This is a genomic window from Streptomyces cynarae (genome assembly GCF_025642135.1).
Taxonomy (GTDB): domain Bacteria; phylum Actinomycetota; class Actinomycetes; order Streptomycetales; family Streptomycetaceae; genus Streptomyces; species Streptomyces cynarae.
The window spans coordinates 6,463,473-6,487,823 of the sequence record NZ_CP106793.1 but is presented as its reverse complement, the minus strand read 5'-3'; the positions used below and the strand labels follow the sequence as shown (position 1 = coordinate 6,487,823).

At 71.9% G+C, this 24,351-nt stretch carries 19 protein-coding genes; 3 read left to right on the top strand and 16 right to left on the bottom strand.

What is annotated here, in order from left to right:
• Window positions 1–178 precede the first annotated feature (178 nt).
• The 4 genes from N8I84_RS29495 to N8I84_RS29480 form a co-directional block, all read right to left on the bottom strand.
• On the bottom strand, window positions 179–2,152 hold the full coding sequence (locus tag N8I84_RS29495) for an ATP-dependent DNA helicase (protein WP_263232456.1): 1,974 nt from the start codon (window positions 2,150–2,152) through the stop codon (window positions 179–181).
• 143 nt (window positions 2,153–2,295) lie between these two features.
• Window positions 2,296–3,072 carry a GNAT family N-acetyltransferase gene (locus N8I84_RS29490; protein WP_263232455.1) on the bottom strand — a complete coding sequence of 259 codons (777 nt, stop codon included), beginning with the start codon at window positions 3,070–3,072 and terminating at the stop codon, window positions 2,296–2,298.
• A 70-nt stretch (window positions 3,073–3,142) separates the two neighbouring features.
• Entirely contained in the window at window positions 3,143–5,149 is a 2,007-nt protein-coding gene (locus N8I84_RS29485) for an IucA/IucC family protein (protein WP_390898960.1), read from the bottom strand.
• Between the two features lie 175 nt (window positions 5,150–5,324).
• Complete coding sequence (locus N8I84_RS29480; RefSeq protein ID WP_390899060.1) at window positions 5,325–6,758, bottom strand: diaminobutyrate--2-oxoglutarate transaminase family protein; 1,434 nt, start codon at window positions 6,756–6,758, stop codon at window positions 5,325–5,327.
• Window positions 6,759–7,092: 334 nt separating this feature from the next.
• Between N8I84_RS29480 and N8I84_RS29475 the strand changes: the two genes are divergently transcribed.
• Window positions 7,093–8,319, top strand: coding sequence for a trypsin-like serine peptidase (locus N8I84_RS29475; RefSeq protein ID WP_263232454.1), 1,227 nt, complete (start codon window positions 7,093–7,095; stop codon window positions 8,317–8,319).
• Window positions 8,320–8,418: 99 nt separating this feature from the next.
• Here the strand turns inward: N8I84_RS29475 and hflX are convergent, their stop codons facing one another.
• From hflX to miaA, 6 genes are all read right to left on the bottom strand, one after another.
• Window positions 8,419–9,909 carry a GTPase HflX gene (hflX, locus tag N8I84_RS29470; RefSeq protein WP_263232453.1) on the bottom strand — a complete coding sequence of 497 codons (1,491 nt, stop codon included), beginning with the start codon at window positions 9,907–9,909 and terminating at the stop codon, window positions 8,419–8,421.
• A 176-nt stretch (window positions 9,910–10,085) separates the two neighbouring features.
• Window positions 10,086–11,588, bottom strand: a complete 1,503-nt coding sequence (locus N8I84_RS29465) for a M1 family metallopeptidase (protein WP_263232452.1) — start codon at window positions 11,586–11,588, stop codon at window positions 10,086–10,088.
• A 245-nt stretch (window positions 11,589–11,833) separates the two neighbouring features.
• A complete protein-coding gene (locus tag N8I84_RS29460; protein ID WP_263232451.1) occupies window positions 11,834–14,017 on the bottom strand; it encodes a RelA/SpoT family protein in 2,184 nt (727 codons plus the stop codon).
• Window positions 14,018–14,518: 501 nt separating this feature from the next.
• Window positions 14,519–15,388 carry a diaminopimelate epimerase gene (gene dapF / locus N8I84_RS29455; protein WP_263232450.1) on the bottom strand — a complete coding sequence of 290 codons (870 nt, stop codon included), beginning with the start codon at window positions 15,386–15,388 and terminating at the stop codon, window positions 14,519–14,521.
• Between the two features lie 112 nt (window positions 15,389–15,500).
• Window positions 15,501–15,989: a hypothetical protein gene (locus N8I84_RS29450; RefSeq protein ID WP_263234927.1), complete on the bottom strand. Its 489-nt coding sequence runs from the start codon at window positions 15,987–15,989 to the stop codon at window positions 15,501–15,503.
• A 107-nt stretch (window positions 15,990–16,096) separates the two neighbouring features.
• Window positions 16,097–17,035 (bottom strand): tRNA (adenosine(37)-N6)-dimethylallyltransferase MiaA, encoded by a 939-nt coding sequence (gene miaA / locus N8I84_RS29445; protein WP_263232449.1) that lies wholly within the window; start codon window positions 17,033–17,035, stop codon window positions 16,097–16,099.
• A 182-nt stretch (window positions 17,036–17,217) separates the two neighbouring features.
• Between miaA and N8I84_RS29440 the strand changes: the two genes are divergently transcribed.
• A complete protein-coding gene (locus N8I84_RS29440) occupies window positions 17,218–17,490 on the top strand; it encodes a hypothetical protein (protein WP_263232448.1) in 273 nt (90 codons plus the stop codon).
• A 25-nt stretch (window positions 17,491–17,515) separates the two neighbouring features.
• Window positions 17,516–17,767 (top strand): antitoxin, encoded by a 252-nt coding sequence (locus N8I84_RS29435; protein ID WP_263232447.1) that lies wholly within the window; start codon window positions 17,516–17,518, stop codon window positions 17,765–17,767.
• Between the two features lie 124 nt (window positions 17,768–17,891).
• Here N8I84_RS29435 and N8I84_RS29430 read toward each other — a convergent pair whose 3' ends face one another.
• The 6 genes from N8I84_RS29430 to N8I84_RS29405 all read right to left on the bottom strand — a co-directional run bounded on the left by N8I84_RS29430 (window position 17,892) and on the right by N8I84_RS29405 (window position 24,250).
• Complete coding sequence (locus tag N8I84_RS29430; RefSeq protein WP_263232446.1) at window positions 17,892–18,602, bottom strand: class III extradiol dioxygenase subunit B-like domain-containing protein; 711 nt, start codon at window positions 18,600–18,602, stop codon at window positions 17,892–17,894.
• Between the two features lie 50 nt (window positions 18,603–18,652).
• Window positions 18,653–20,182: a tRNA (N6-isopentenyl adenosine(37)-C2)-methylthiotransferase MiaB gene (gene miaB, locus N8I84_RS29425; RefSeq protein WP_263232445.1), complete on the bottom strand. Its 1,530-nt coding sequence runs from the start codon at window positions 20,180–20,182 to the stop codon at window positions 18,653–18,655.
• Between the two features lie 106 nt (window positions 20,183–20,288).
• Entirely contained in the window at window positions 20,289–21,104 is an 816-nt protein-coding gene (locus N8I84_RS29420; RefSeq protein WP_263232444.1) for a carbohydrate ABC transporter permease, read from the bottom strand.
• A gap of 11 nt (window positions 21,105–21,115) precedes the next feature.
• Window positions 21,116–22,072, bottom strand: a complete 957-nt coding sequence (locus N8I84_RS29415; RefSeq protein WP_390898959.1) for a carbohydrate ABC transporter permease — start codon at window positions 22,070–22,072, stop codon at window positions 21,116–21,118.
• Window positions 22,044–23,174 (bottom strand): sugar ABC transporter substrate-binding protein, encoded by a 1,131-nt coding sequence (locus tag N8I84_RS29410; RefSeq protein ID WP_263232443.1) that lies wholly within the window; start codon window positions 23,172–23,174, stop codon window positions 22,044–22,046. Before N8I84_RS29410 ends, N8I84_RS29415 begins: the two co-directional genes overlap by 29 nt.
• Before the next feature lie 308 nt (window positions 23,175–23,482).
• Window positions 23,483–24,250 carry an alpha/beta fold hydrolase gene (locus tag N8I84_RS29405; RefSeq protein WP_263232442.1) on the bottom strand — a complete coding sequence of 256 codons (768 nt, stop codon included), beginning with the start codon at window positions 24,248–24,250 and terminating at the stop codon, window positions 23,483–23,485.
• Between the last annotated feature and the right edge of the window lie 101 nt (window positions 24,251–24,351).

Here is a 24,351-nt window from a genome sequence, read left to right as displayed (position 1 = left end):
CTTCCTTCCCCGGCACTGCGTCGGCGCGCACCGCGTGCTTCCTCCCCGCTGCCGCGCCGGCGCGGGGCCTGCCCCCGGCCGCCACACTGGCGCGCGGCCTGGGCTCCTCGCCACTGCGCCGACGCATGGCCTGGGCCCTCGCCGGCGCTGAGGGCGGGCGGCACATGCTGACGGGGAGCTACGCTCCCTGAGCCTTCGCCGCGGCGTCGATCGCCGCCAGGGACTTCCGGACCTGGTTGCGGTCCGTCGTGTACCAGAAGTCGGGCAGGGACGCCTTCAGATAGCCGCCGTAGCGGGCCGTGGCGAGCCGCTGGTCCAGGACGGCGACCACACCTCTGTCGCCGGACGCCCGTACGAGCCGGCCGGCGCCCTGTGCCATCAACAGCGCGGCGTGCGTGGCCGCGACGGCCATGAAGCCATTGCCCCCGGCTTCCTCGACGGCCTTCTGGCGGGCGCTCATCAGCGGGTCGTCGGGGCGCGGGAAGGGGATCTTGTCCATGACGACCAGCTGGCAGCTGGGCCCGGGGACGTCGACGCCCTGCCAGAGCGACAGTGTGCCGAACAGGCACGTCCTCGGGTCCGCCGCGAAGTTCTTGATCAACTCCCCGAGGGTCTCCTCGCCCTGGAGAAGGATCGGGAACTCGGGGATACGGGTGCGCAGCTCCTCCGCGGCGAGCTGAGCGGCCCGCATCGACGAGAACAAGCCCAGGGTGCGGCCGCCGGCCGCCTGGATCAGCTCCGTCAGCTCGTCCAGCATGTCCGTGCGCTCGCCGTCCCGCGCGGGGCGTGACAGGTGCTTCGCGACATACAGGATGCCCTGCTTCGGATAGTCGAAGGGGGATCCGACATCCACGCCCTTCCACTTCGGCACGTCGTCGCCCTCCGTGCCCTCGGGGGCCAGTCCCAGGGACGCCCCGACGCCGTTGAAGTCGCCGCCCAGCTTCAGGGTGGCGGAGGTGAGGACGACCGAGCGGTCCGCGAACAGCTTCTCCCGCAGCAGTCCCGACACCGACATGGGGGCCACGCGCAGGGAGGCACCGAAGCGGTCATGGCGCTCGTACCAGACGACGTCCCACTCGGAGCCGTTGGCGACCCGCTCCGCCACGTCGTGCACGCCCTCCACGGAGGCCAGCGCCTGCTTGCGCACCGCGTCCTCGTCCTGGACGGACTTGTCACGGGTCGCGCCGATCGCGGAGATCACCGTGCGGCAGGCGTCGCGCAGCGCCATCAGCGCGTACGCGAGGTCCTCCGGGATCTCCTCCAGACGGCCGGGCAGGGCCAGCTCCATCAGCCGCTCGAAGCCCTCGGCCGCGGTCTGGAGCTGGTCGGCGGCCTTCTCGTTGACGAGTTTCGCCGCGCGACGCACCGCACGGTTGACCTGGCCGGGGGTGAGCTCTCCGGTGGCGACGCCCGTCACCCGGGAGACCAGCTCGTGGGCCTCGTCGACGATCAGCACCTCGTGCTGCGGGAGGACCGGGGCGCCCTCGATGGCGTCGATCGCGAGCAGCGCGTGGTTGGTGACGACGACCTCGGCGAGCTTGGCCCGCTCACGGGCCGTCTCGGCGAAGCACTCGGCGCCGTAAGCGCACTTCGAGGCGCCCAGGCACTCCCGGGACGACACGGACACCTGGGCCCAGGCGCGGTCGGAGACACCGGGGGTGAGGTCGTCGCGGTCGCCGCTCTCCGTCTCCTGGGACCAGTCGCGCAGCCGCAGCAGGTCCTGGCCCAGTTTGCTGGTGGGCGCCGCGGCCTCGAACTGGTCGAAGAGGCCGTCCTCCTCGTCCTGCGGCACGCCCTCGTGCAGCCGGTGCAGGCACAGGTAGTTCGACCGGCCCTTGAGCATGGCGAACTCCGGGCGGCGGCGCAGCAGCGGGTGCAGCGCCTCCACCGTGCGGGGCAGGTCCCGCTCGACGAGCTGCCGCTGCAGCGCCAGGGTGGCGGTCGCCACGACCACGCGCTCCCCGTGCGCGAGCGCCGGCACCAGATAGCCCAGCGACTTTCCGGTGCCGGTGCCGGCCTGGACCAGCAGATGGGAGCCGTCGTCGATCGCCTCCGCGACGGCCTGGGCCATGGCCACCTGGCCGGGGCGCTCCGTGCCGCCGACGGCTGCGACGGCGGCGTGGAGGAGTTCGGGGAGTGAGGGCTTTGTCATAGCGCGACCACCCTACGGTGCGGCACTGACAAACGGGCGCTGCATCCCTCGGCGCATGGAAGGCTCGGGTGTGGTGCGGGGGTGCCGGGGTGGTGTGATGCGGGACGAGAATCGTTACTCATAGTGATGGCGCTGCGGAGGTCCTAGAGCAGATGGCGCAGGGCCCGGTCCCGGATCATCAGGGCGGCCCGCTTGTCGGGCAGGTCGACCTCGGAGGAGAACCGGAAGCCGGCGCTCAGGAACGCGGCGACGGAGGGCGTGTTGCGCAGATCGGGTTCGGCGACGACGCGGGCGCAGGAGGGACGCCGGTCGAGGACGAGGTCGGCGACGCAGCGGAGCAGTGCGGAGCCGAGGCCGCGCCCGCGGTCGGCGACACCCCCGATGAGGAGGTGGATTCCGGTGTCATGGGGGCGGGCGGGGTAGTTGCGAGCCAGGGGGTCGAGGTCCGCGCGGTAGATCTCCCAGTAGCTCATGGGGGTGCCGTCCAGCACGCCGAGGCAGGGGACACTGCGTCCGTCACCGGCCAGTTGGGCGCGCAGGTGCCGCTCGGTGACCGACGCCTCTCCGGCGAGTTCCCAGAAGACCGCCACGGCGGGGTCGTTCATCCAGCGAACGATCAGCGGGAGATCGCGGCCGAGGTGGACCGGCACGAGATGGAAGACACCCACGGGGGTGGTCGTGGCTCCCCAGTCGGCGACATGGTCGAGGAGGTCGTCGTCCGGCGGAAGGGCCGACGTGCCCGGCTCCTCCTGGACGCGGAGCGCCAGGAACTCACCGGGCAGCCGTAGATCGAGGGTTTCCTCGCAGTCGGCGCCGGAGTTCGGACCGGTGCCGGGTGGAGCGCCGGCTCCCGGGCCCCGGGCGGTGACGGGCTCCACGGAGGCGGTGCCGGTGTCGGTGCTCGCGTCGGTGGGAGACACGGCGACGCTCCTCTCAGAAGACGGGACGGGTCATGTTCCTCGGGGATCAGGGCGGTGCGTGACGGCCGGGTCAGGGATGGAGGGGGTTGGTGATGGTGACGTAGACGGACTGGGTGTCGACCGGGCCGACGAGTTCGTCCAGGCCGTGCAGCCGGGTCAGCAGATTGGCCTTGCACCTGAGGACGGGTGAGTCGAGCAGACGGGCCGGCAGGGACGTGCGCAGCCGGCCCGGACCGGTGGCGGCGTCGGCGAGGAAGCCGCGGAAGGCGGCGAGCAACAGCCGCTCGTCGGCGAGGCGTTGGGAGCCGAAGGCTCCGATGAGGCCGAGGACGTTGTTGATGCCGAGGTAGTAGGCGAAGCGTTCGTCGGTGACCTCGTCGGAGACGAACGTGTCGCTGAGCTCGCCGATGCCGGGCAGCCGCGCGTCGAGTTCGGCGCGGCGGGACGCGCGGAAGTAGTAGCCCTGGTTGTCGCGGTAACGGCCGCCGGCGGGCCAGCCCTCGGTGTCCAGCAGGAGCACGGTGTTCTGCTGGTGTGCCTCCAGGGCGATGCCGGCCTCGCTGTCCAGCCAGAGCACCGGGCGGACCACGTGGTGGAGGTAGCGCAGGAACCACTCGGTGGCGACGGCCCCGCGCGAGCGGCCGGTGCGCCCGGCGAGACGGGTGACGATCTCGGCGAGCCGGGAGCACATGGCGGGACGCCGCCGTCCGTCGGGGTGCGGGCGGGGCCTGGGCGAGACGAGTCCGGCGACGCAGGAGGCGTCGTCGGCGGGGGTGAAGGGATTGTGGCGGATCACCACGTCGAGTCCGGCCACGGGGTTGCCGTCCTGGTCGTCGACGGCGACCCAGGCAGGGTCGCGGACGATGTCGAAGCCGGGGTGCGCTGCGCGCCACTGCTTGCCGAGGCCTCTGCGCAGCAGGCGGTGCACCTCTACGCCCCGGTGGAGTTCCTTGCGGAGGTTCTCCCGCCGGGAGTTGGTGATGCACAGGCCCAGCGACAGCTTGAGCATCGCGGGGGCGCCCGAGCGGTGGACGGTGCGGACGGAGGACGTGGGGTGCCAGGGCGTGCCGTGAGGGCCGAGGTCCCGCAGGAGTCCGGCGTCCAGCAGGGCGGCCGCCTCGGGGCGGTGCCGGATCTCGCGCGCCTGCCAGGGGTGCAGCGGCAGTGCGGTGAAGCCCTGAGGCAGCGGGAGGTCCGGGCCGGCGAGCCGTTCGGTGAGCCGGTCGGCGGGCAGGGGCCGGCCGCCTTCCGTCCATGCCGAGTCGGCCGCGCTCACCGAGGGCGCGACCGCGAACCAGTGCAGCGGGAAGGAGCCGCGCAGCTCGGGTGAGTAGAGCCGGGCCTCGGTGTCCGAGAGGCCCTCGCGGCTCTTGGCCGTGGGGTGCATCGGGTGTCCGAGCAGCAGGGCCTGTTCGGCGGAGAGGAAGAGGTCCGCACCGTCCGCGGGACGCTCACGGCGGTCGGTGAGGAAGGTGGCGGTGCGGCGTGCGGAGTCGGCGACGCGGGCCAGCAGGTCGGTGACGTGGTTCGGCACGGCGCCCGGCTCCGGGGCCGGTGCGGCCCCGCCGGGGGCGGTGGCCGGTGCGGCCCCGGAGCCCGCCGTCTCCCGTGCCAGCAGTGCCGCCACCGTCACCGCGTCCACGGGCGGGGCCTGCTCCGGAGCGCCGGCCAGGCGGGGCAGGCCGAAGCGGTGCCAGCCGGTGGGGGACCAGTGGTGGACCGGGACGAGGAGGGCCGTGCCGCCGGCGCGGAGCGGGATGCGCAGGGTGCCGTCCCAGGGAGCGGCGAGGTCGTTCTCGCGGACCCAGCAGCGCAGCAGGTTCTCCACGGTCGCGGCCTGGGCCGCCGTGTGCGGGTCCGGGTGGTCCAGAGGGTCGGCGGCGGTGCCGTGCGGCTCGTCCGCCTCCGGTGATGCCGGCTGCTGCGCAGGCAGCGTGTGGCATCCCGGGGGCACGATGTCCTGCGCGTGGCCGGCGCCTTGCGCGTGGGTGGGGCCGTGACCGTCGGAGGCGGGGCGGCCCACGTCGTGGGCGGGCCCCTCGGGGGCGGGAGTGGCGTGGGCAGGGGTGGCGTTCAAGGGGCGTACCTCGTGAGGTCGTTCCGGCTCGTACGGCGACGGGCCAGGCGGTGCGGGTGCGGGTGCGGATGCGGTGACCCCGGGGCCGGTGAGGGAGGTACCGAGTCGACGGAGGTCGTGCCCGGCCGCCGGCCGGTCCTCGTGCCCGTGCCGGCGAAGAGCGGGGCGGGCGGGCTCAGGGATGGACCACCGGCCCTGCGGCCACCGCGGCCACAGCGTCGGCGAGCCGGTCCAGGACCGCGTCCGTCTGCTCGTCGGTGATCGTCAGCGGCGGCAGCAGGCGGACCACGCTCGCGTGCCGCCCGCCCAGCTCCACGATCAGACCGCGCCGCAGGCACTCCCGCTGCACGGCGGCGGCCAGCGCGGGAGCGACGGGGCGTGGTCCGGTGCCCCCGGGCAGGGAGGCCGTGGAGTCCTGGGGCGCCGGGTCGGATGCGGACTCGGGGTTCACCAGCTCGATGCCGATCATCAGCCCCCGGCCGCGTACGTCCCCGACGCACGGGAACTCGGCGGCGAGACAGCGGAGTCGGTCCAGCATGCGGGCGCCGAGCGTGGCCGCGCGCTCGGCGAGGCGGTTCTCGCGGACGTACGCGAGGGTCGCGGTGCCGGCGGCCATGGCGAGCTGGTTGCCGCGGAACGTTCCGGCGTGGGCGCCGGGTTTCCACACGTCGAGGTCGTCGCGGTAGACGACGACGGCGAGCGGCAGGCTGCCGCCGATCGCCTTGGAGAGGACCATCACGTCGGGCACCACCCCGCTGTGTTCGACCGCCCAGAAGCGTCCGGTGCGGCCCACGCCCGTCTGCACCTCGTCCGCGATCAGCGGGATGGCACGGGCCTCGGTGATCCGCCGCATACGGCGCAGCCACACGTCCGGCGCCGGGTGCACCCCGCCCTCGCCCTGGACCGGTTCGAGGATCATCCCGGCGGGCAGGGGCACCCCCGACTTGGTGTCGTCGAGGAGGGACTCCGTCCAGCGGGCGGACAGTTCGGCGCCGCGCTCGCCGCCGACCCCGAACGGACAGCGGTAGTCCTGGGGGAACGGCAGACGGGTGACGCGCACGTCGCCCGCGCCCCCGGACGCCTCGAGCGCCCCCGCGGTCATGCCGTGGTAGGCGCCGGTGAAGGCCAGGATGCCCCTTCGCCCGGTGGCCGTGCGCACCAGTTTCAGTGCCGCCTCGACGGCGTCCGTCCCGGCCGGTCCGCAGAACTGCACGCGCGCGCGGTCGGCGAGTGCGGGCGGCAGGGTGCGGAACAGCTCCGTGGTGAAGGCGTCCTTCACGGGCGTGGCCAGATCCAGGACGTGCAGCGGCGCACCCGAGTCGAGGACCTTCCGGATCGCCTCCAGGACCACCGGGTGGTTGTGGCCGAGGGCCAGCGTGCCCGCACCGGAGAGACAGTCCAGGTAGCGGCGTCCGTCGGCGCCCTCGATGGTGAGCCCGCGCGCCCGCACGGGCACGATCGGCAGGGCGCGCGCGTAGGTGCGCGCCGCGGACTCGCGCGCCGACTGCCGCCGCAGAATGCCTTCGTGCGCCCCGCGTGCACGCTCGGCCTCCGAGGCTCCCTCGCACCCCTGTTCGGCTCCCGCGCGCCCCTTCGACGCGCCCTCCACCGGCACCACCGCAGTCTCCGTCACGGTCACGGCGTCAGTTCCTCCCGCTGTTCAGAGGCGATGGTCGAGGGCCCGGGCCGGGACGGCAGGCCCCCGCACCTACAACGACCCGAGCGGCGCGGGGAAGCGGCCGGGCGGAAGATCTTTGGGCTCCCGGCGAACCGCCGGATCAGGCGCCTTGTAGCCGAACCGTTGCCGTTCCGCGGGAACTCCCCCACAGCGAGCGCATAGTGTGTGATGCCGTTCAGCGGAAGCGGATGATCATCCGTTGCCTACCGCCGTCCTCGGCGGTACGCCACTGCCCGACACCGTTCCTTCCAGGGGGAGTTCCACCATGCGACCGATACGACCGCGCTTCGCCGTCCGCTCGGAAGGCGGTGCGCGCCGCAGAACCTCTCCGGTGCCGGCGGCGGTCGGCCTCGCCCTGGCGCTGGCGCTGACCGCGACCGCGTGCGACTCGGGCGGTGGCGGCGATGCGCACGCGGGGGCGAGCGCGTCCGCGTCCTCCACGGGCGACGGCAAGATCAAGATCCCGGACGACATCAAGCAGAAGCTCAAGCAGCACGGGATCGACATCGACAAGTGGAAGAACGGCGCCTGGAAGAACTGGAACAAGGACGACTGGCTGCGCGAGGCCGACGACTTCATCAACCCGATCATCACGGGTCTGTGGAACCCGGACCGGATGCGCAAGGCGAACGACCCTGCCAAGAAGGTCGACTCCGACGACCTCTCGGGCGACCAGGGTGTCACGGACCCGACCCCGGCACCGGTGAAGGCGCAGGCGGTGCCGCCCGCATACCACGACAACGCGCCCACGGCGGGGAAGGTGTTCTTCGACTCCCCCAAGGGCACGATGGTCTGCTCGGCAACCGTGGTGGAGGACCCGGCGCACCCCGGGAAGTCCAACCTCGTGTGGACGGCGGGCCACTGCGTGCACGCGGGCAGGAACGGCGGCTGGTACCGCAACATCGCCTTCGTGCCGGCGTACAACAACTCCGGGCTGCCGGCAGCCGAGTTGAGGAACGCGACGCGGCAGGAGATCGCCCCGTACGGTGTCTGGTGGGGTGACTGGGCGCAGACCTCCGAGCAGTGGATCGAGCAGGGCGGCGAGACGGGCGGCCAGGGCGCGTCGTACGACTTCGCCGTCATCCACGTGACGCCCGAGCAGGGCAACGGCGGCAAGTCCCTGGAGGAGACCGTCGGTTCGGCGCTCCCGGTGAACTTCGACGCGCCGGCGGTTTTGAAGGTCGACAGCATCACCGCGACCGGCTACCCGGCCGCGCCTCCGTACGACGGCCAGAAGCTGTACCGGTGCCAGGACAAGCCGGGCCGCCTGTCGTTCGTGCGGACGGACCCGACGATGTACCGCATCGGCTGCACCATGACGGGCGGTGCGTCCGGCGGCGGCTGGGTGGAGACGGGCGCGGACGGCAAGCCCGCCCTGGTCTCCAACACCTCGATCGGCCCGGTGACCTCCGGCTGGCTGGCCGGGCCGCGACTGGGCACGGTGGCCAAGGGGGTCTACGAGGGGGTCAGCAGGAAGTTCGCGGACCAGTGACGCGCCCCGCCTCGCCGTCGTCCGTCCCCGGACACCCGTGAGGAAAGCGAAGCCCGCTCCCTGTCGCAGGGAGCGGGCTTCGAACCTTCACGCCGAGGGTCAGAGCGCGGGAGCCGGCGCGTACGGCGCCAGTTCCGCCGCCAGTTCCTCGTGCACCCGAGCCTTGAGCACGGTGCCCTCCGGGGTGTGCTCCTCGGAGATCACCTCGCCGTCGGAGTGGGCGCGCGCGACCAGTCGGCCGTGCGTGTAGGGCACGAGCGCCTCGATCTCGACCGACGGCCTCGGCAGCTCGTCGTCGATGAGCGCGAGCAGTTCCTCGATGCCCTGGCCGGTGCGGGCCGAGACCGCGATGGCGCGGTTCTCGATCCGCAGCAGCCGCTGGAGCACCAGCGGGTCCGCCGCGTCCGCCTTGTTGATCACGACGATCTCCGGTACGCCGGTGGCGCCGACGTCCGTGATCACCTCGCGCACGGCGGCCAGCTGCTCCTCCGGGTTCGGGTGCGAACCGTCGACCACGTGCAGGATCAGGTCGGAGTCGCCGACCTCCTCCATCGTGGAGCGGAACGCCTCGACCAGGTGGTGCGGCAGGTGCCGTACGAAGCCGACGGTGTCCGCCAGCGTGTACAGCCGCCCGCTCGGGGTCTGCGCCCGGCGCACGGTCGGGTCGAGGGTCGCGAACAGCGCGTTCTCGACCAGGACGCCCGCGCCGGTGAGGCGGTTGAGCAGGGAGGACTTGCCTGCGTTGGTGTAGCCCGCGATGGCGACCGAGGGCACCTTGTGGCGCCTGCGCTCCTGGCGCTTGATCTCGCGGCCGGTCTTCATCTCCGCGATCTCCCGGCGCATCTTCGCCATCTTCTCGCGGATCCGCCGCCGGTCCGTCTCGATCTTGGTCTCACCGGGGCCGCGGGTCGCGAGGCCGCCGCTGCCGCCGCCCATCTGCCGGGACAGCGACTGACCCCAGCCGCGCAGCCTCGGCAGCATGTACTGCATCTGGGCGAGCGCGACCTGCGCCTTGCCCTCGCGGGACTTGGCGTGCTGGGCGAAGATGTCCAGGATCAGGGCCGTACGGTCGATGACCTTGACCTTGACGACGTCCTCGAGGTGGATCAGCTGGGCCGGGCTCAGCTCACCGTCGCAGATGACGGTGTCCGCGCCCGTCTCGAGGACGATGTCGCGCAGCTCGTTCGCCTTGCCGGAGCCGATGTAGGTGGCCGCGTCGGGCGTGTCACGGCGCTGGATCACACCGTCGAGCACGAGCGCACCCGCGGTCTCCGCGAGGGCGGCCAGCTCGGCGAGGGAGTTCTCCGCGTCCTGCGCGGTCCCCGACGTCCACACCCCGACGAGCACGACGCGCTCCAGCCGCAGCTGTCGGTACTCGACCTCGGTGACGTCCTCGAGCTCGGTGGACAGGCCCGCGACACGGCGCAGGGCCGCGCGCTCGGAGCGGTCGAACTGGTCGCCGTCCCGCTCTCCGTCGATCTCGTGGCTCCAGGCGACGTCCTCTTCCATCAGGGCATCGGCCCGAAGACCTTCGGCGTAGGCGTGTGCGAGGCGCTTGGCGTCCTGGGAAGGGGAAGAAGAGGAGGTCATTGGGTCCTTACGTCGATGGGAATCCGGTTGCGGTGACGGAGTGGCGGCCGTGCAGTGCCCGTCACAGACGTCGTCACCGGTCACAACGCTCGAGTGCCCCGGAAGATTCCCGGTCACCCGCCCCGAGGGGGCCGCGCCGCCGACCTGATGATGGTCCCACGGCACGGCCCGTCCCGTCATCCGACTTGTTCGGCGCCCTTGGCGCTCTCGGCGGGCTCGCTCCTCCAGTCCGGGTGGCCGGGCATCGGCGGGGTCTTCTCGCCATGGAGCCACCCCTGGAAGAAGGCGCTCAGATCGCGTCCGGCGGTGTCGGACGCCAGGCGTTCGAAGTCGGCGGTGGTCGCCGTGGAGTCGTGGTGCAGTGCCACCCAGGCCCGCTCCAGGCGCTGGAAGGCGGTGGCGCCGATCTCCTGGCGCAGGGCGTACAGCACCAGGGCGGCTCCGTCGTAGACGTTGGGCCGGAAGAGGCTGATCTTCTGCCCGGGCTTCGGAGGCTTGGGCGCGGCGGGCGGGCCGTCGGAGGCGCGCCAGCCGTCGGAGAGGGCGTACGCCGCCTTCATCCGCGCCTGAAGGGACCGGTGTGCCGTCTCGTCCGCGTACAGGGCCTCGTACCAGGTGGCGTGTCCCTCGTTGAGCCACAGGTCGGACCAGGTGCGCGGGCTGACGCTGTCGCCGAACCACTGGTGGGACAGCTCGTGGACCATGATCGACTCGATGTACCACGAGGGGAAAGCGGGCTCGGTGAACATGCGTTTCTCGAAGAGGGACAGCGTCTGCGTCTCCAGCTCGAAGCCGGTCTTGGCCTGGGCGATCAACACCCCGTACGTCTCGAAGGGGTACGGGCCGACCTTCTTCTCCAGCCAGGCGATCTGGTCGGGCGTCTTCTTCAGCCAGCGTTCGAGCTCCGCCTGATCCTTGGCCGGGACCACGTCGCGGACGGGAAGGCCGTGGGGTCCCGTGCGGTGCAGGACGGCGGTGCGGCCGATGGACACCTGGGCGAGTTCCGTGGCCATGGGGTGCTGGGTGCGGTAGGTCCAGGTGGTGCTTCTTCCGCTTCGCCGCGTGCTCACCGGGACACCGTTCGCCACGGCCGTGTAGTCGTCCGGCGCGGTCACGTGGATCGTGAACATCGCCTTGTCGGACGGGTGGTCGTTGCACGGGAAGACCAGGTGGGCGGCGTCGGCCTGGTTGGCCATGGCGAGCCCGTCGTCGGTGCGCACCCAGCCGCCCTGCCGGTCCTTGCCGGAGACGGGGTCGCTGGTGTGCCGCACGGTGATGCGCAGCAGGCTCCCCTTGGGGAGCGGGACGCCAGGAGTGATCACCAGGTCCTCCCCCGCGCCGGTGAAGTCCGCGCGCAGGCCGTTGACGTCGACGGACTCGACCGTGCCGTGCGCGAAGTCGAGGTTGACGCGCTCCAGCCGCTGGGTGGTACGGGCGTTGATGGTGGTGACGGCGGCGAGCGGCTTGCTGTTGTCGCCGGTGTAGGTGAAGGAGAGGTCGTACGACCGGACGTCGTATCCGGGGTTGCCGAGCGTGGGGTAGAGACGGTCGCCGACGCCGAGGGGGGCGGCGGGCGAAGGGGCGCTCGCGGCGATCAGACAACCGGAGACGGCACAGGCGAGCAGGGCCGCCTGGGCACGGTGGACACGTGGCGTGACGGAACGAAGGCTGAGCGGCATGGACCACCGCTATCAGCGCGCACTCCCCGGACGTGTCCGACGCGCACCCGTCCCACTCGAACGGGTTCAGCCGGGGGACGGCTGACGGAGCAGGGGGTCGACTCGTGGGATCCGGCGGCAGCCGTACGGGCGGGTCAGGCAGCGGCCGTGCGGGGGTCGGGCGGGGCGGCTGTAGGGGGACGCGGGCCGGCGGCCGAACGGGGACGGCCGGCCCGCACCGGACAGGCAGCCGGGTGGGGGCACTGTCAGTGCACGGTCGTGGCCGGGTGCTGGGCTCTGCTCACGTCGTAGACCCCCGGCACGTTCCGCATCGCTTTCATCAGGGACGGCAGATGGGAGGCGTCCGGGAGCTGGAGTGTGTACGTGTGGCGTACGCGCTGCTGGCTCGGGGGCTCGACCGTGGCCGAGACGATGGCGACGCCTTCCAGGGCGATGGCCTCGGTGAGGTCCGCGAGCAGGTGCGGGCGGCCGAAGGACTCCGCGACGAGCGTGACCCGGCACTCGGTGGTGTCCCCCCAGCGCACGCCGACCTCCTCGCGCCCGGCGCTCTTCATGCGCTCCACTCCGGCGCACTCGACGCGGTGCACGGTCACCACGCCCCCGCGCACGGCGAAGCCGGTGACCTCGTCCGGCGGCACCGGCGTACAGCAGCCCGCGAGCCGCACGGTGGCGCCGGGCAGGTCCACGACGGCGTTGGCGTCGCGCACGCCGGGCGTGTCCGTGGTGGGGCGCGCGGGCAGGGCCGGCCGGCGTGCGGCGGTCCCGAGGCCGGGGGCGTGCGCGCCGGCGTCGTCCAGCGAGTCCCGGGCGCCCGGCGCCGACGCGCCGCCGAAGGTCTCGGCGGACACCGGATGCGCCGCCAGCCATCGCTGGATCGCGATCCGCGCGGCCGGCGTGCGGGCGTGCTCCAGCCACTCCCGGGACGGCTCCGAGGCCGGGTCCTGGCCCATGAGGAGCTGCACGGTGTCGCCGTCCTTCAGGACCGTGCTCAGCGTCGCCAGCCGCCCGTTGACCCGGGCCCCGATGCACGCGTGCGCGTCCTCCCCGTACTGCGCGTACGCCGCGTCCACGCAACTGGCGCCCTCCGGAAGCCCCAGCGCGCCCCCGTCGGGGCGGAACACGGTGATCTCCCGGTCCTGGGCGAGGTCCTCGCGCAGTGACGACCAGAACGTGTCGGTGTCCGGCGCCGCCTGCTGCCACTGAAGCAGCCGGGAGAGCCAGCCGGGCCGGGTGGGGTCGGCGCGCTCGCCGTCGGCCGGATCGTCGGAGGCGGGGGCGTAGGGATTGCCGAGCGCGATCACTCCGGCCTCGGCGACCTTGTGCATCTGGTGGGTGCGGATGAGGACTTCGGCGACCTCGCCGTCCTCCCGCGTGACCGCGGTGTGCAGCGACTGGTACAGGTTGAACTTGGGGACGGCGATGAAGTCCTTGAACTCCGAGACCACCGGGGTCATGCAGGTGTGCAGTTCGCCGAGGACCGCGTAGCAGTCGGCGTCCTCGTTCACGAGCACCAGCAGGCGCCCGAAGTCGGCGCCGCGCAACCGGCCCCGCTTGCGGGAGACGCGGTGGACGGAGACGAAGTGCCGTGGCCGGATGAGGACTTCGGCCGGGATCCCGGCCTCGCGCAGCACCGTGCGCACCTGGTCGGCCGTCTCGGCGAGCGGATCGTCGCCGTGCGCCGCGTTCTCGGCGATGAGTTCCCTGGTGTGCTCGTACTCCTCCGGGTGCAGGACCGCGAAGACGAGGTCCTCGAGTTCGGTCTTGAGCGCCTGGACGCCGAGGCGCTCGGCGAGCGGGATGAGCACGTCCCGGGTGACCCTGGCGATGCGTTCCTGCTTCTCCCGGCGCATCACGCCGAGCGTGCGCATGTTGTGCAGCCGGTCGGCGAGTTTGATCGACATCACGCGGACGTCGTTGCCGGCGGCGACGAGCATCTTGCGGAAGGTCTCGGGCTCGGCGGCCGCTCCGTAGTCGACCTTCTCCAGTTTGGTGACACCGTCGACGAGGTAGCGCACCTCCTCGCCGAACTCCTCGCGCACCTGCTCGAGCGTCACATCGGTGTCCTCGACGGTGTCGTGGAGCAGGGAAGCGGTCAAGGTCGTGGTCTCGGCCCCGAGTTCGGCGAGGATCAAGGTCACGGCGAGGGGGTGTGTGATGTACGGCTCGCCGCTCTTGCGCATCTGTCCCCGGTGCGAGGACTCGGCCAACAGATAGGCGCGGCGCAGTGGTTCGAGGTCGGCGTCGGGGTGATGGGCGCGGTGGGCCTCGACGACGTGGCCGATGGCGTCGGGCAGCCGGTCACGGGCGGCGGGGCCGAGCAGCGCGGCCCGGCCCAGCCGGCGCAGGTCGAGCCGGGCGCGGCTCTTCCTGCGGTGGGCCCCGGGCGTTGCAGGGGCGGGGTCGGCAGGGTTCGTGGCCTCCGCACTCATTGGGCACCTCCGGCTGCGTCGACCGGCGGACGGAGTGCCTGCTGGCGTTCGCGGCGCAGGGGCTCGCGACGGTTCCCCGTCCCGGCCGGTGCTTGATGCTATCGAGCCCACCACGCCTGCCCGACCGGCTCTCGCCGAGCGTGAAGCGGATCACCCATTCGAGCGATGCCCTGAAGGTTTACGCGTTTCCGCCAGGGGAACCTGCTCCGGCCGTCGATTCCGGCGTTTCCACCGGCTCCGAGCTGGGGATCGGCGCGCCGGAAGCGGCTGGGGCTTTGATCCGGAGCCGTACGGCGGCAAGGCGGAGCGCCTTCTTTCGGCCACCGCGCGGTGCGCAACGTCACCGCCCGCATGCCACGCCGTGCTTCGGCGCGCCGTCCGTTCGCCCCTCAAAGGGCAGCGTGGGGGCTCGAGTTCGGGCAGCCGCAGGAGCGGCAGGAGACTCCCCGGCCGTTCGTCCGGGGACTTCCGGTCCGCGTGACGACGTCGTCGAGCTGCGCGTCAGCGGGCCGCGGTCAGGAGCCACTCGGCGTCGATCTCGCCCTCGGCGACGATCACCGCCGGGCCGGTCATCTCGATCTCGCCGTCCGGGCGCTCGGTGATCACCAGGGTGCCGCCCGGAACGTCCACGGTGTACGTCACGGGGGTGCCCGTCACGGCCGGGTCGGCGCCGTCGCGGCGGGCCGTGGCCACGGCCACCGCGCACGCGCCCGTGCCGCACGAGCGGGTCTCCCCGGAGCCGCGCTCGTGGACGCGCATCGCGACGTGGCGAGGGGCGCGGTCGACCACGAACTCGACGTTCACCCCGTCCGGGTAGGCGGAGGCCGGGCTGAACGGGGGCGGGGTGAACAGGTTCCCCGCGTGCGCGAGGTCGTCTACGAACGCGACCGCGTGCGGGTTGCCCATGTTCACGTTGCGCGCGGGCCAGCTGTGCTCGCCGACACTGACCGTGACGTCCCCCGCGGGCAGGACGGCCCGGCCCATGCCGACGGTGACATCGCCGTCCTTCGCGAGGTGGACGGTCTTGACACCCCCGCGCGTTGCGATCGCGAGATCGCCCTCGGTCACGTGACCGGCGTGCTGGAGGTAGCGCGCGAACACCCGTACGCCGTTGCCGCACATCTCCGCGACCGAGCCGTCGCCGTTGCGGTAGTCCATGAACCACTCCGCCTCCCCGGCCATCTCCTCGGCCTCGGGGTGCGCGGCGGAGCGCACGACGTGCAGCAGACCGTCGCCGCCGATGCCCGCGCGGCGGTCGCACAGGGCGGCGACGGCGGCCGGGGGCAGGTCGATGGCGTTCTCGGGGTCCGGGATGATCACGAAGTCGTTCTCCGTGCCGTGACCCTTGAGGAAGGCGATCCGCGTGCTCATCCCTCGATCGTACGGGGTCGGTACGACAGCGGCGTACGGCGAGGCCTCTAGGACAGCGGCGTACGGAGAGGGTCGGTACGGCAGCGGGGTCAGCGGCGTCCGGCGAGGGTGCTCAGCGCAGCCGGGCCACGCGCCACACGGCCAGCGCGACGACCGCGACGACCACCACGGCGTACCCGAGGACCACACGCCAGTCCGCGCGCCGTCCGGAACCGCGCTGCGGCAGGCCGGGCCACGTGTATCCGACGCGCCGCGCGGCCATCATGCCCCAGCCGGCCGCGCACGAGCAGATCAGCAGGCCGAGCATGGCGACCACGGCGCCGCCGTCACCGAACTCGAACGCCAGCGGGAAGGCGAACATCAGGGAGCCGACCGCGGCCAGCCCCACGATCGGGGCGAGCTGCCAGATCCGCAGCCGGCGCTGCGGGCGCAGCTCGACCTCGACCTCGAGCCCGGTGGACAGCTCGTCCGCATCCGGCCCGTCGGCGGTCACACCGCCCGCGAGCTGCTCGTCGGGACCGTCGGAACTGAGCCTTGGGTCCTCGTCCTGCGCGGTCCCGTGCTGCGCGCCTTGTGCGGTGTCGCGAGGGCCGGCCTCCATCGCCACGCGCCCTCCCAACTCGGACTCACTTGGTCGATCGAAGCTCGATGATGGCATGCCGGATGAGGCCCGGATGACGGCCGGAGCGTCCCGATGCCATCACGTGATCAGGCTGTAACCGGTCGTTCGATCAACGCCAGCGCGAGATGCGGAAGTTCCCCGAGGTCGTCCGCGGCGCCGCTGAGCCAGTGCACGCGCGGGTCACGGCGGAACCAGGAGTCCTGACGGCGCGCGAAGCGCTTGGTTGCGCGTACGGTCTCGGCGCGCGCCTCTTCCAGCGTGCACTCCCCCGCGAGCGCCGTGAGCACCTGCTGATATCCGAGCGCGCGTGACGCCGTACGCCCCTCGCGCAGGCCCTGCGCCTCCAGTGCCCGTACCTCGTCCACGAGCCCCGCCTCCCACATCCGGTCGACGCGGCGTGCGATCCGCTCGTCCAACTCGGGCCTGCCGACGTCGACGCCGATCTGGACGGTGTCGTAGACCGAGTCATGACCCGGGAGGTTGGCGGTGAAGGGCCGGCCGGTGATCTCGATGACCTCCAGGGCCCGTACGATCCGGCGGCCGTTGCCGGGCAGGATGGCCTGGGCGGCCTCCGGGTCGGCGGCGGCCAGGCGCGCGTGGAGCGCTCCGGAGCCGCGCAGGGCGAGCTCCTCCTCGAGCCGGGCGCGCACCTCTGGGTCGGTGCCGGGGAACTCCAGGTTGTCGACCGCGCCGCGCACGTACAGTCCCGAGCCGCCCACCAGGACGGGCCAGCGGCCCTCGGCGAGCAGCGCGTCGATACGGGCGCGGGCGAGGCGCTGGTACTCGGCGACGGACGCCGTCACCGTCACGTCCCAGACGTCCAGCAGGTGGTGCGGAACGCCGCCGCGCTCCTCGGGCGTCAGCTTGGCGGTGCCGATGTCCATCCCCCGGTAGAGCTGCATGGAGTCGGCGTTGACGACCTCCCCGCCGAGCTGCTGGGCCAGGAATACTCCCAGATCGGACTTTCCGGCCGCGGTCGGTCCGACGACGGCGATGACCCGCGGCGCGGGGGCTGCACTACTCACCGCAACAGTCTCGCAAACCTCCGGACCCCGCCTCGAACGAGTTACGTGACGCCCCGAGTGGGAGGTCGTTGCCTGTTGCGTGGTTCCGGTCACCGGTTCGAGAACGGGTGACCCGGGGCGACGCAATGGGACGCACCGGGCTACGCGGTATTTCGCCCGCACGAGTAACGTATGGAGTGGATATGGGCGTTTTTGCACGGCTTCTCCGGAGGTCGAGGACGACCGAGGAGGACCGGTCGGCCGCGGCGGAGGCCGCACAGGCGGTGGAGGCCGCCGAGGTGGGGGCGGCGGACGAGGTGGAGGAAGCGGACGCGGGCGCGGCCGAGCCCGACGGGAAGCCGGAGGGCGCGCCGCACAAGAGCGCGGAGGCCGCCGACGACGGGGTCGGGATCCCGAAGCAGCAGTCCGCCGAGAAGGCCGCCGACAGCGAGGCAGGCGAGGGCGCCCGTACGTAACCGCTTGAGCCAGGGAAGGTGGACCATGGGGCTCGTGGACAACCTGAAAGCCAAGGTCTCGGACCTCGCGCAGCAGCACGAGGACAAGGTCGATCGTGGCCTCGACAAGGCCGCGAAGATGATCGACGATCGGACCAAGGGCAAGTACAGCGACAAGATCCACACGGGCACGGACAAGGCGAAGCACGCGGTGGAGCGCCTCGCCCACCGGGACACCGGCCCGTCGACCGGCGAAGCGGCGCCCCCGGAGACACCACAGCCGCCTTCGGCCTCCTGATCACGCTCCGGACAGCGCGTCACCCATCGGCGGAGGGCCGCGGGGCCACGGCCTCCCGGCCGTCCGCCGTGTCGCGGTACCACGCAGGAGCTACCCGAACCCGGCGGTCGCGCTCACAGGACCGCTACGACCAGGCGGCCACCATGTACCCCACGCCGTACGGCGCCTCGTCGTACAGCAGGTTGCCGGACAGGCGTACGCCTTCTGCCGCGCCCGCGAGGACCTGCCAGGGGGCCCGGCCGCGGGCCCGCAATGCGTGGGCGAGGGCCGGGTCAAGGGATCTCAGTGCCGTCACGTCCGCCGCGCCCAGCGCCCGCGCGACCTCCGCGTCGAAGTCGGCCGCGCGCTCGTCCAGGTAGCCCGGCGCCTTCACCGAGCGGCACGCGCTGCCGTCGCCCATGATCAGCAGGGCCGTCCGCTCGGCCTGTGCGGCCAGCTCGGCTCCGACCTCGGCGCACCGCTCGGGTGCCACGAGTTCCGGCACTGCCAGCCCCTCCACGGGTGCGCCGGCCCAGCGCGTGCGATCCAGCAGCCACGCGGCGACCGCGAGCGCCGGCGGAAGCTCACGCTCCTGAGCCGTGCCGCCCGCACCCAGGCGTACGTCGACGTCCACACCGAAGCCCCGGAACGACCCCCGCGCGCCCTCCGCGTAGGTGCCCTCCTCGCCCTCCCCGGCGGGCCCGACGACCACCAGCCGGTCGGGGCGGGCGGCGGCGAGCACGCCCAGCGCGTCCTTGCAGGCGGCACGGGCGCCGTCCAGTTCGGGCGCCGCACCCGCGGCGACCTCGGGCACGAGCAGGGGCGGAAAGGGACAGACGGCGGCGGCGACAAGCATGATCCGCAGCCTAACCGGGCCGGACGCCGCGTACGGCGGTGACGGTGGCGTCAGTCGCAGCCGCAGGCGCCGGCGGTGGCCACGGGCAGGGGCGCCGGCACGCCGACCTTCGGCAGACCCAGCATCACACCGGCCGGCTCGGCGGCCTCCGCCGCGTTCCGCTTCGCCCACGCGTCGCCCGCGCGCGTGCGGCGCACGTCGAGGACGGCTCCCTCGGCGAGGAGGTGGTGCGGGGCGGCGTACGTCACCTCGACGGTCACCACGTCACCCGGGCGCACCTCCTGCTCCGGCTTGGTGAAGTGGACCAGGCGGTTGTCGGGGGCGCGGCCGGACAGCCGGTGGGTGGCCCCGTCCTTGCGCCCCTCGCCCTCGGCGACCATCAGCTCCAGCGTGCGGCCGACCTGCTTCTTGTTCTCCTCCCAGGAGATCTCCTCCTGGAGGGCGACGAGCCGCTCGTAGCGCGCCTGGACGACCTCCTTGGGGATCTGGTTCTCCATCTCGGCGGCCGGGGTGCCGGGCCGCTTGGAGTACTGGAAGGTGAACGCCTGCGCGAACCGCGCCTCGCGCACCACGTGCAGCGTCTGCTCGAAGTCCTCCTCGGTCTCCCCGGGGAAGCCGACGATGATGTCGGTGGTGATCGCGGCGTGCGGGATGGCGGCGCGCACCTTCTCGATGATCCCCAGGTAGCGCTCCTGACGGTAGGACCGGCGCATCGCCTTGAGCACGGCGTCCGAGCCGGACTGCAGCGGCATGTGCAGCTGCGGCATCACGTTCGGAGTCTCGGCCATGGCCGCGATGACGTCGTCGGTGAAGTCGCGCGGGTGCGGGGAGGTGAAGCGGACGCGCTCCAGGCCGTCGATGTTCCCGCAGGCACGCAGCAGCTTGCTGAAGGCCTCACGGTCGCCGATGTCGGAGCCGTAGGCGTTGACGTTCTGGCCCAGCAGCGTGATCTCGGAGACACCCTCGGCGACCAGTGCCTCGACCTCGGCGAGGATGTCGCCGGGGCGGCGGTCCTTCTCCTTGCCGCGCAGCGCCGGGACGATACAGAAGGTGCAGGTGTTGTTGCAGCCGACGGAGATCGACACCCAGGCCGCGTAGGCGCTCTCGCGCCGCGTCGGCAGGGTGGACGGGAAGGCCTCCAGCGACTCGGCGATCTCGACCTGTGCCTCCTCCTGGACGCGGGCGCGCTCCAGCAGGACCGGCAGCTTGCCGATGTTGTGCGTACCGAAGACGACGTCCACCCAGGGCGCCTTCTTCACGATGGTGTCGCGGTCCTTCTGCGCCAGGCAGCCGCCGACGGCGATCTGCATGCCGGGCCGGACGGCCTTCTTCGGCGCGAGGCGGCCGAGGTTGCCGTAGAGCCGGTTGTCGGCGTTCTCCCGCACGGCGCAGGTGTTGAAGACGACCACGTCCGCGTCGCCGTCCGCCCCCTCGGGCGCACGCACGTACCCGGCCTCTTCGAGCAGCCCGGCCAATCGCTCGGAATCGTGGACGTTCATCTGGCACCCGTAGGTGCGGATCTCATAGCTCTTGGGTGCGTGAACGTCCACTGCGGGGCTCCGGTCGCTGCTGCTGGTCATGGAACAAGGGTAGGCGGTACTCGAAGAGCCCTGTCCCGAAGAGCCCTGTCCGGCCATGGGCCGGAGCGCACTGCTCCGAGGGACCGGAGGCAGACGGGACCGTCCCTCACTTGACGGCCCCGCTCGTGGCGCCTGCGGCGACGTGGCGCTGGGCGATGACGAGCAGCACGGCCGCCGGGGCGGAGGCCAGGACCGCGGTGGCCATGATGGCGTTCCACTGGTTCGTGTGCGCGCCGATGTACTCGTAGATGCCGAGGGTGATCGGCCGCACGGTATCCGTGGTGGTCAGGGTGAGGGCGAAGAGGAAGTCGCTCCAGGCGAAGAGGAAGGTGAAGAGCGCTGCGGTGATCAGCGCGTTGGTGCTCAACGGGAGCACCACCGAGCGGAAGGTGCGCAGCCTCCCGGCACCGTCCACGCGCGCGGCCTCGATGATCTCCCTGGGAATGCCCTGCATGAACGAACGGAGAATGATGATCGCGAAGGGGACCCCGGCGGTGGAGTCGGCGAGGACCAGTCCGAGCGAGGAGTTGAGCAGTCCCAGGTCGTTGTAGGCGTTGTAGAGCGCGTTGGCCACGGCGATGCCCGGCACCATCTGTGTGATCAGGACGCCGAAGAGCACGAGGTTGATGCCCCGGACGGGGAGGTGGGCCAGCGCGTAGGCCGCCGGCGCGGCGAGCGCGAGGCTGAACGCCACGCTGCCGAGGGCCACGACGAGACTGGTGACGAGGTTGCGTCCCTGATCGCGCAGTGCCGTGGCGTATCCGCCGAGGTCCGGGTGGAGCGGGAACCAGCCTCCCCGTAGTGGGTTGCCCGCCGGCTGCAGGGAGGCGTTCACCATCCAGTAGACGGGGAACAGCATCACCGCGAGCAGGACGATCCCGACGATCGTGGACACCAGACCACGGCTCGGTGCGCGCTTCACGGGATCCCCCCTCAGGTGCGCCGGGCGCGCCGGCGGGCGCGCAGGTGGACGAAGGCGAAGATGAGCGAGACGGCGACGAGTACGTTGCTCATCGCGGCGCCGCGCCCGAACTCGAACTGCTGGAAGGACAGTTCGTAGGACCGGGTTGCGAGGGTCTCGGTGGCGTCGGCCGGTCCTCCGCCGGTCACGATGAGGATGAGGTCCAGCACCTTGATCGTGTAGACCACGCCCAGCACCAGCACGACGTCGACCACGGGGCGCAGCAGTGGCCAGGTGACATGGCGGAACGCCGCCACCGCACCGGCGCCGTCCAGTTTCGCCGCCTCGTACAGATGCACCGGAATGTCCTGCAGGCCGCCGTACAGGATCACGGTGTTGAACGGGATGCCCACCCAGATGTTGATGAGGATCACCGCCACGAGCGCCTGTGAGGTGCCGGTGAGCCAGGGTATGCCGGATGACAGCAGGTGGAGGTCGCGCAGCGCCTTGTTGACGACTCCGTCGTCGGTGTCGAGCATCCACCTCCACGTCGTCCCCGAGACGACCAGCGGCAGCAGCCACGGCAGTAGCAACAGCGACCGCAGAACGCCGCCGAGCGGGAAGCGGCGCTGGAAGAACAGGGCGAGTGCCAGGCCGACCACGAACTGCCCGGCTATCGATCCGGCTGTGAACAGGACCGTCGTCAGCAAGGCCTTGGGGAACAGGTCCGAGGACAGGATCTTCGTGTAGTTCTGCAGCCCTGCGAACGGCGCGGCACCGGTGTAGAAGGTGGTGGTCGTGTACTGCTGGAAGCTCATCACGACGTTCTTGACGATCGGGTAGCCGAAGAACAGCAGCAGGTACGTCACCGCGGGCACGATGAACATCCACTGGGAGACCGGCTCCCAGAAGCGGGCCCGGGCCGCAGCCCGGGCCCTGCCGTGCGCGGCCTCGTCCTCGTCAGGAACCGGTCGCGATCTGCTGCGCATGCCGGAGTGCTTCCTGCGGTGTCTGCTCGCCGGTCAGGGCGGCCTGGATCGCGGTGTAGATCCCGGTCGCCGCCTTGGGCCACTTGACGCCGAGTTCGCCGGTACGGGCTCGGGCCTTCTCGACGCTTCGGGCGAAGGCGGCCATCGACGGGACCTGCTCGGCGTACCGGGACGCCACCGCGGTGCGGGAGGGCACGGTGAAGTACTGCTTGGCCAGGGCCAGCATGTTCGTGGAGTCGTTCAGGCAGGCGAGTACCTGGGCGGCCTTCTGCTGCCGGGCCTTGGACGCGGTCTGCGGGACCGTCCACACCTCGCCGCCGAGCGGTGTGACAAGGGTCTGCCCCGCCTGACGGACGGGGATGGGGACCACACCCCAGTGCAAGTTCTTGTCCTGGTTCAGCTCGGAGATCCGCCAGGGGCCGTTGACCATCATGGCCGCCCTGCCGGCGACGAACTGGTCGTGGACGTCGGCCTGCGTCCAGTTCAGCACGGACTTCGACATGGATCCGCTCTTCATCAGGTCCACCCACAGCTGGAGTGCCTGCGCGGCCTGCGGGGTGTCCAGTCGCCTCTCGTCCCCGCCGTTGGACCACAGGAAGGGCAGGAACTGCCAGGTGCCCTCGAAGGTGGCGTTCGCGTCGACCGCCATCCCGTAGCGTCCCGGGCGGGTCAGCTTCGCCGCCGCCGCCTTCAACTCGTCCCAGGTCTTCGGCACCGCGACACCCGCCTCGGCGAGCATGTCCTTGTTGTAGAAGAGGGCGATCGTGCTGACGGTGGGCGCCAGTCCGTACACCTTCCCCTGGTAGGTGCCCGCCGACTGGATGCCCTTGGCGAAGCCGCCGGAGTCGATGCCGTACCGGTCCAAGGGGGTCAGCGCGCCGGTCTGCGCGATCTGCTGCAGGTCGGGGTTGTCCAGCATCAACAGGTCGGGAAGGGTCCGCGACGACGCCTGCTGCAGCACCTTGGGGACGAGCGACGCCCCCGGGACGCTCCTGTGCTCGACCGCCACGCCGGCGGCCTTGCCGCAGGCGGTGAGGCGCTCGCCCCATTGGGCGTGTTCGGTCGTGTCGGTGTAATAGTCGAGCGCGGTGATGGAGGTCACCTTGTCCGTGGCGGATCCGGATCCGGATCCGCCGGCGCACCCGGTGGCTGCCAGAGCGAGAGCGACCGTTCCCAAAAGGGCGGTGATCCGCCGTGCCGACGTTCTGGCGGGTGAAACCATGGTGGTGCCTTCCGAGTGACATCTGTCGCCGGAGTTTCGCTCTCGGGAGGCGAAGGCGGAACCAAGGCACCCCCCGGCGACTCGGCCGGTGGGAGCCTGGGGGCGAAGGCCAGGCGTCCGCGTCGCCGAGGAGAAGGTCCATTCCGGCGACTTCCCGTTCGAGCGGGGACATTACCTCATCGACCTGATCAGAAGGTATGCCGAGGCTTTCGGCCGTCGTCGCGATCAGTGCTGTGTCCTGCCGCTTCCCGGATCATCGCCGCCACGGCGCCGGGCTGTGAGAGAACCGCGGCGTGCGAGGCGTCCAGTAAGTATTCGGTGGCCGCCATGCGCTGTGCCATGAAGCGCTGAGCGGTGGGGTTGAGCATTCGGTCGGCGGCCGCGATGGCGTACCAGGACGGCTTGGAGGCCCATGCCGGCGGGCCCGATCTACCGGTCAGGGCGCTGCGGGCGATCGGGCGCTGCGTCACGGACAGCACGCTGGTGACGCGGGGCGGCAGGTCCGCGGCGTACACCTGCGGGAAACGTTCCTTGCGGATGGACAGCTCGCTCTCCTGGCCGGCGCCGAGCCGGGCGGGGAGAGCGGCGGTCGAGGTGGCGTCGGTCGAGGGCATGGGGGCGAAGCGGCCGGTGATGTCGAGGAGGCACTCTCCGGCGTCGAGGCCGAACGCCGCGACATAGCACAACGCCACGGTGTTGTCGGCGTCGGTGGCGGCCTCGGTGATGACCGCGCCACCGTAGCCGTGGCCGACGAGCACGACCGGGGCCTCGATGCGGCGCACCGCGCTCCGGATGTAGGCGGCGTCCTCCGCCAGACCGCGCAACGGGTTCGCCAGGGCGCGCACGGTCAGTCCGGCGGCGTGGAGGAGGCTGATGACCCCCGCCCAGGACGAGGCGTCGGTGAACGCACCGTGCACGAGCACGACGGTCGGCGGTGTGGGGGTGTGTCGGTGCACGTCGGTGGCCTCCGAGTGAGTCTGGCCCCAGCCAAGCGCGTTCGGGCGGCGCCGGCATCGCGTGAACGTACCAATAGACCCGTCCGGGCGCCTCCAGTGGT

Bases quoted from the DNA above. Each gene is read 5' to 3' on its own strand.
- N8I84_RS29495 (WP_263232456.1), bottom strand. From the start codon at position 2,152: ATGACAAAGCCCTCACTCCCCGAACTCCTCCACGCCGCCGTCGCAGCC.
- N8I84_RS29475 (WP_263232454.1), top strand. From the start codon at position 7,093: ATGCGACCGATACGACCGCGCTTCGCCGTCCGCTCGGAAGGCGGTGCG.
- hflX (WP_263232453.1), bottom strand. From the start codon at position 9,909: ATGACCTCCTCTTCTTCCCCTTCCCAGGACGCCAAGCGCCTCGCACAC.
- N8I84_RS29465 (WP_263232452.1), bottom strand. From the start codon at position 11,588: ATGCCGCTCAGCCTTCGTTCCGTCACGCCACGTGTCCACCGTGCCCAG.
- N8I84_RS29460 (WP_263232451.1), bottom strand. From the start codon at position 14,017: ATGAGTGCGGAGGCCACGAACCCTGCCGACCCCGCCCCTGCAACGCCC.
- dapF (WP_263232450.1), bottom strand. From the start codon at position 15,388: ATGAGCACGCGGATCGCCTTCCTCAAGGGTCACGGCACGGAGAACGAC.
- N8I84_RS29450 (WP_263234927.1), bottom strand. From the start codon at position 15,989: ATGGAGGCCGGCCCTCGCGACACCGCACAAGGCGCGCAGCACGGGACC.
- N8I84_RS29440 (WP_263232448.1), top strand. From the start codon at position 17,218: ATGGGCGTTTTTGCACGGCTTCTCCGGAGGTCGAGGACGACCGAGGAG.
- N8I84_RS29435 (WP_263232447.1), top strand. From the start codon at position 17,516: ATGGGGCTCGTGGACAACCTGAAAGCCAAGGTCTCGGACCTCGCGCAG.
- N8I84_RS29430 (WP_263232446.1), bottom strand. From the start codon at position 18,602: ATGCTTGTCGCCGCCGCCGTCTGTCCCTTTCCGCCCCTGCTCGTGCCC.
- miaB (WP_263232445.1), bottom strand. From the start codon at position 20,182: ATGACCAGCAGCAGCGACCGGAGCCCCGCAGTGGACGTTCACGCACCC.
- N8I84_RS29415 (WP_390898959.1), bottom strand. From the start codon at position 22,072: ATGCGCAGCAGATCGCGACCGGTTCCTGACGAGGACGAGGCCGCGCAC.